Source organism: Leyella stercorea (genome assembly GCF_021531655.1).
Window position 1 is genome coordinate 24,337 of the sequence record NZ_JADYUF010000043.1, and the last position, 6,587, is coordinate 30,923.

At 51.7% G+C, this 6,587-nt stretch carries 5 protein-coding genes and 1 tRNA gene; all 6 read left to right on the forward strand.

The window, feature by feature from the left end; genetic code table 11:
• Positions 1–8: 8 nt before the first annotated feature.
• Complete coding sequence (locus tag I6E49_RS11470) at positions 9–458, forward strand: ribonuclease P protein component (RefSeq protein WP_235402421.1); 450 nt, start codon at positions 9–11, stop codon at positions 456–458.
• Entirely contained in the window at positions 455–685 is a 231-nt protein-coding gene (gene yidD / locus I6E49_RS11475; RefSeq protein WP_235402422.1) for a membrane protein insertion efficiency factor YidD, read from the forward strand. The genes I6E49_RS11470 and yidD overlap by 4 nt, the downstream gene beginning before the upstream one ends.
• 157 nt (positions 686–842) lie before the next feature.
• Positions 843–2,144, forward strand: coding sequence for a tyrosine--tRNA ligase (gene tyrS / locus I6E49_RS11480; protein WP_235402423.1), 1,302 nt, complete (start codon positions 843–845; stop codon positions 2,142–2,144).
• Between the two features lie 50 nt (positions 2,145–2,194).
• A tRNA-Gln gene (locus I6E49_RS11485) sits at positions 2,195–2,265 on the forward strand.
• A 136-nt stretch (positions 2,266–2,401) separates the two neighbouring features.
• Positions 2,402–5,260: a leucine--tRNA ligase gene (gene leuS, locus I6E49_RS11490; protein WP_235402424.1), complete on the forward strand. Its 2,859-nt coding sequence runs from the start codon at positions 2,402–2,404 to the stop codon at positions 5,258–5,260.
• Positions 5,261–5,613: 353 nt separating this feature from the next.
• A partial coding sequence (locus I6E49_RS11495; protein ID WP_235402425.1) for a YitT family protein occupies positions 5,614–6,587 on the forward strand: 974 nt, incomplete at its 3' end.

Below are 6,587 nucleotides of genomic sequence, written 5' to 3' on the forward strand. Positions count from 1 at the left end.
ATGTTAACATGACAACATCCAAATACAGCCTCCCACAGTCGGAGCGCATTAACAGCAAAAAGCAGATTGACCGCCTCTTTCGCGGAGGCGGATCAAAGGCTATGACAGCCTCACCGCTGCGTATGGTGTACATGGCCGACAGCCGACAGACAGACTCACAGCCTTCTGACGGACATCAGCCCATGGCGCAGATGATGGTGAGTGTGCCCAAGCGCTACTTCAAGCGCGCCGTCAAGCGCAACTACGTCAAGCGTCAGGTGCGCGAAGCCTACCGGCTCAACAAGCACATACTCGTCAACCATCTCACACAGAAAGCCGACAAGACAGTTTCGCTCTGCTTCATCTGGACATCCGACCGGCTTCTGCCCACAGCCGAAGTGATGAAGCGCATGGCCAATCTGCTTACCCGACTCGTTGAGAAGCTGTCGGCAAATGACAATAAAAACACCCCGCAATGAACCGAATCTCACGCATACTCGCCTGGATTGTGATACAACCCATCAGATTCTATCAGAAATTCATCACTCCCTACACCCCGGCTTCATGCCGGTTTCAGCCCACATGCTCCGAATACGCACGCCAGGCATTGCTCAAGCACGGATTCTTCAAGGGCATGGCACTCTCCATATGGCGCATCCTAAGATGCAATCCGTTCGGAGGCTCGGGCTACGACCCGGTGCCGTAAGTGGAATCTTGAGTTTTGAATTTTGAGTTTTGAATAAAAGCCCCTATCAAAGGCTCAGCAAAGGCCCAGTAAGGCTTAGTAGGCTCAGTAAGGCCCTGCACCCCAACAAGCCCCAACAAGCCCCAGTAAGGCTCAGAACAATAATAACAACAATAAAATGGCAAAAAATTTCGTTGAAGAACTGCGCTGGCGCGGCATGCTCGCGCAGATTATGCCGGGTACTGAGGAATATCTCAACACCCACATGGTGTCTGCGTATCTTGGCACCGACCCTACTGCCGACTCACTTCACATCGGACACCTCTGCGGCATCATGATGCTGCGCCACCTCCAGCGTTGTGGCCACAAGCCATACCTCCTTGTAGGCGGTGCAACGGGTATGATTGGCGACCCTTCGGGCAAAAGCCAGGAGCGTAACCTGCTCGACTCGAAGACACTCTACCACAATCAGGAGGCCATTAAGAAACAGGTGGCTAAGTTCCTCGACTTCGACGGCAACGAGCCTAACAAGGCCGAGCTCGTCAACAACTACGACTGGATGAAGGACTTCACCTTCCTCGACTTCGCACGCGAGGTAGGCAAGCACATCACCGTAAACTATATGATGGCGAAAGACTCCGTACAGAAGCGTCTCAACGGCGAGGCTCGCGACGGACTCTCATTCACCGAATTCACATATCAGCTGCTCCAGGGTTACGACTTCCTCTATCAGTATCAGAAGTATGGCGTACGCCTGCAGCTCGGAGGCAACGACCAGTGGGGCAACATGACCACCGGAACTGAGCTTATCCGCCGTACACTCGGCAACGAAGCCGAAGCCTACTGCCTCACATGTCCGCTTATCACCAAGAGCGACGGCAAGAAGTTCGGCAAGACCGAAAGCGGCAACGTATGGCTCGACCGCAATCGCACCACACCTTACGCCTTCTATCAGTTCTGGCTCAACGTCAGCGACGTCGAAGCCGAGAAATACATCAAGATATTCACCGACCTCGACAAGGAGACAATCGACGCTCTCATAGCCGAACACAACGAGGATCCGGGCCGTCGTACTCTGCAGAAGCGCCTGGCTGAGGAAGTTACCACAATGGTACACTCACGCGAAGACCTCGAAATGGCACAGGAAGCATCAAGCATCCTTTTCGGTAAGGGAACCAAGGAAACACTGCAGAAGTTCGATGAGGCAACACTTCTCTCCATCTTCGAGGGAGTGCCACACTTCACATTGCCTGCCGACCAGCTCGGACAGCCCGCAGTCGACCTCTTCACACGCGACGACGTTAAGGTGTTCAACTCAAAGGGCGAGATGCGCAAGCTCGTTCAGGGTGGTGGCGTATCGCTCAACAAGGAGAAGCTCGCAGCCTTCGACCGTGTAGTCACAGCCGAAGACCTCATCGATGGCAAGTATCTACTCGTACAGCGCGGCAAGAAGAATTATTATCTCATCACAGTGAAATAATCCGAAAAATTTGGTTGCAAAGCGAAATTTTATTACCTTTGCAGCCACATTGTCCTATGGTGTAATGGTAGCACAACAGTTTTTGGTTCTGTTTGTGGTGGTTCGAATCCGCCTGGGACAACAGAAAAAGCCTTGCTTCTTAATCGGAGCAAGGCTTTTTTGTTTGATTACACTTTTTTCCACATAATTATATTTATTATAAGCTAAAAGTCGTAACTTTGCATAAAACTGAAAATAAATAGCTAAAAAAAGATACAATGGAATACAATTTCAGAGAAATCGAGAAGAAATGGCAAGCCCAGTGGGTGGCAGACAAGACCTATCACACCACAGAGGACCCTAACAAGCAGAAGTTCTATGTACTCAACATGTTCCCCTATCCGTCGGGAGCCGGTCTGCACGTAGGCCACCCGCTCGGATATATAGCATCCGATATCTATGCACGCTTCAAGCGTCTTGAGGGCTACAACGTGCTCAACCCTATGGGCTACGATGCCTACGGACTCCCTGCCGAGCAATATGCCATTCAGACAGGACAGCACCCTGAGGTGACTACCGTTGCCAACATAGCACGCTATCGTCAGCAGTTGGACAACATCGGTTTCTCTTTCGACTGGGACCGCGAGGTCCGCACATGCGACCCTAAGTACTATCACTGGACCCAGTGGGCATTCCAGAAGATGTTCCAGTCGTTCTTCTGCAACTCATGCCAGAAGGCCCAGCCTATCGAAAAGCTCATTGCACGCTTCGAGGAGAAGGGCACCGAGGGACTGAACGTAGCCGAAAGCGAGCACCTTGAGTTTACAGCCGAGGAGTGGAAGGCTATGAACGATGTCGAGAGGCAGAAGACATTGATGAACTACCGCATCGCTTACCTGGGCGAGACAATGGTAAACTGGTGTCCGGGACTCGGCACTGTGCTTGCCAATGACGAGGTAGTGAACGGTGTGAGCGAGCGTGGCGGCTATCCCGTAGTGCAGAAGAAGATGCAGCAGTGGTGTCTGCGTACCAGCGCATACTCACAGCGTCTGCTCGATGGACTGGAAACAATACAGTGGAGCGATTCAATCAAGGAGACACAGAAGAATTGGATAGGCCGTTCGGAAGGTACCGAGATGCAGTTTAAGGTGGCAGGTCAGGACTTCGACTTCACCATCTTCACCACACGTGCCGACACCATCTTCGGCGTTACATTCATGGTATTGGCTCCCGAGAGCGAACTCGTTGAGAAGCTCACCACAGCCGAGCAGAAGGCAGCGGTGGACGAATATCTCGCCTACGTGAAGAAGCGTACCGAGCTCGACCGTATGGCAAATCACTCCGTTACGGGCGTGTTCTCTGGCTCGTACGCCGTCAATCCGTTCACCGGCGAGAACATTCCAATCTGGATTTCAGAGTACGTTCTTGCAGGATACGGCACAGGTGCCATCATGGCTGTTCCGGCTCACGACTCACGCGACTACGCCTTTGCCAAGCACTTCAACCTGCCTATCATCCCGCTCATTGAGGGTGCCGACGTAAGCGAAGAGAGTTTCGACGCCAAGGAAGGCATCGTTCAGAACTCGCCCGTTGCAGGCAAGCAGACCCTCGACGGTTTCTCACTCAACGGACTGAGCGTCAAGGAGGCCATCGCTGCCACCAAGAAGTTTGTCACCGAGAAAGGATTGGGCCGCGTAAAGGTCAACTATCGTCTGCGTGACGCCATCTTCTCACGCCAGCGTTATTGGGGCGAACCGTTCCCCGTATACTATAAGGACGGAATGCCGCAGATGGTTCCCGAGGAGTGTCTGCCTCTCGAACTGCCCGAAATAGAGACATACAAGCCTACCGAGACAGGCGAACCGCCATTGGGACGCGCCAAGATGTGGGCATGGGACGTAGAGAAGAAGCAGGTAGTAGAAAAGGCTCTGGTAGACAACAAGACCGTGTTCCCGCTCGAACTCAACACCATGCCGGGCTTCGCCGGATCGTCTGCATACTATCTGCGTTATATGGATCCGCACGACGACAACTGCCTCGTAAGCAAGGAGGCTGATAATTACTGGCAGAACGTCGACCTCTATGTAGGCGGATGCGAGCATGCTACGGGCCACCTCATCTACTCACGTTTCTGGAACAAGTTCCTCTTCGACCTCGGCGTGAGCTGCAAGGAAGAGCCGTTCCAGAAGCTTGTCAACCAGGGAATGATTCAGGGACGAAGCAACTTCGTATATCGCATCAACTCCGACGACCACTCTAAGGCTCCCGTCTTCGTGAGCGCCGGACTGAAGAAGGATTACGACGTGACTCCGATACACGTTGACGTGAACATCGTTTCAGCCGATGTGCTCGACATTGAAGCCTTCAAGACATGGCGTCCGGAGTATGCCGATGCCGAGTTCATACTCGAAGACGGCAAGTACATCTGCGGATGGGCAGTAGAGAAGATGTCGAAGTCGATGTTCAACGTTGTCAATCCCGACATGATAGTAGAGAAATACGGTGCCGACACATTGCGTCTGTACGAAATGTTCTTGGGTCCGGTAGAAGCCAGCAAGCCTTGGGACACCAACGGCATCGACGGATGCTTCCGCTTCCTCAAGAAGTTCTGGAACCTCTACTACGAAAACCGCACCGACAACTTCCTTCCTTCAGCCGATGCCGAGGCATCAGCCGACAGCATGAAGACTCTGCAAAAGCTCATCAAGAAGGTGACCGACGACATCGAGAACTTCTCTTACAACACTTCAATATCGGCGTTCATGATAGCCGTAAGCGAGTTTGCACAGCAGAAGTGCCGCAACAAGCAGGTGCTCGAACAGCTCGTTGTGCTCATCGCACCGTTCGCTCCGCACATTGCCGAAGAGCTCTGGCACGTGCTTGGCAACGAGACAACCGTATGCGACGCACAGTGGCCTAAGTTCGAAGCCAAGTATCTTGTAGAGAGCGAAGTGCAGCTCACCATCTCGTTCAACGGCAAGGCACGCTTCCAGAAGAAGTTTCCTGCCGATGCCACAAACGATGCAATACAGCAGGCAGTGCTTGCCGACGAGCAGAGCCAGAAGTATCTTGACGGCAAGACAGTAGTAAAGGTGATTGTTGTGCCTAAGAAGATTGTGAATGTCGTTATTAAGTAATACGCGGCGACATTCCGTATAACTTATATACAGCAAAGGAAGTTGCCGACTTAAGGGTGCGTCAAAACTCTAAGCAGCGCGCCCCGAAGGGGCAGAAGTCCATAGCCCAGGGCAACGCCCTGGGTAATAGCAATCAATAAACATTGCGCCCTGTAAGGGCAACTTTCTGTGGCGCAATAGAGTTGCCCTTACAGGGCGATAGATCCAATAAACCTTTTCACCCAGGGCGTTGCCCTGGGCTATGGAGGTCATTGGGCTTTCAGCCCACTTTGTTAGAGTTTTGACGCACCCTTAAGTTGACGACTTCTTTTGCTTAAAATCAAATGAAAATTACGCTTTAACTATAAAATCCAATGACAATCGACCGTAAAATTATCTGGCAAGAAACGAAGGATTATTTCAATATCACACTTGGTCTGATGCTCTATACCTTCGGATTTACCGTTTTTCTTTTGCCATACGAAATTGTAACTGGAGGTATTGCAGGTATAGGAGCCATTATCTTCTATGCCACAAAGTTCCCCGTTCAGTGGACTTTCTTCATCATCAATGCCATACTTATCGTAGCCGCGCTGAAGGAACTTGGACTGAAATTCCTTGCCAAGACCATATATGCCACCATTGCACTTACCGTATTGCTCGAACTCGCACAGAAGATTGTGGAACAGCCCGACGGCACTTTCTACAAGCTGATGGGTGAGGGCAACGACTTCATGTCGCTCATTATAGGATGTATGCTCACCGGAACGGCGCTGGCAATAGTGTTCCTCAACAACGGCAGTACGGGCGGAACCGACATCATTGCAGCCGTAGTTAACAAGTACTACAACGTTTCGCTTGGCAAAGTACTCATCATGGTAGACCTTGTAATCATAGGCAGCTGTCTCGTCATCGACTCTTTCGGCGAGTTTCCACAGCGTTGCCAGATGGTGGTATTCGGTCTGTGTACGATGGTCATCGAATGTACTATGCTCGACTATGTGATGAACGTGCAGCGCCAGTCGGTGCAGTTCATGATATTCTCGAAGGAATACAAGAAGATAGCCGAAGCCATAACACGCAAGACCGACCATACACTCACAATCCTCGACGGCCACGGCTGGTACACAGGCAAGGAGATGAAGGTGATATGTCTGCTTGCCAAGAAGCGCGAATCGGTGCTCATCTTCCGATTGATAAAGATGATCGACCCGCGCGCCTTCGTCAGTCAGAGTAGCGTTATCGGCGTATATGGCGAGGGATTCGACCAGATAAAGGTTAAGGTGAAGAAGCATGAAACCCCACAAAGCCAAAAAAGCCCCACTCAAACCCCACAAAGCCCCACCCC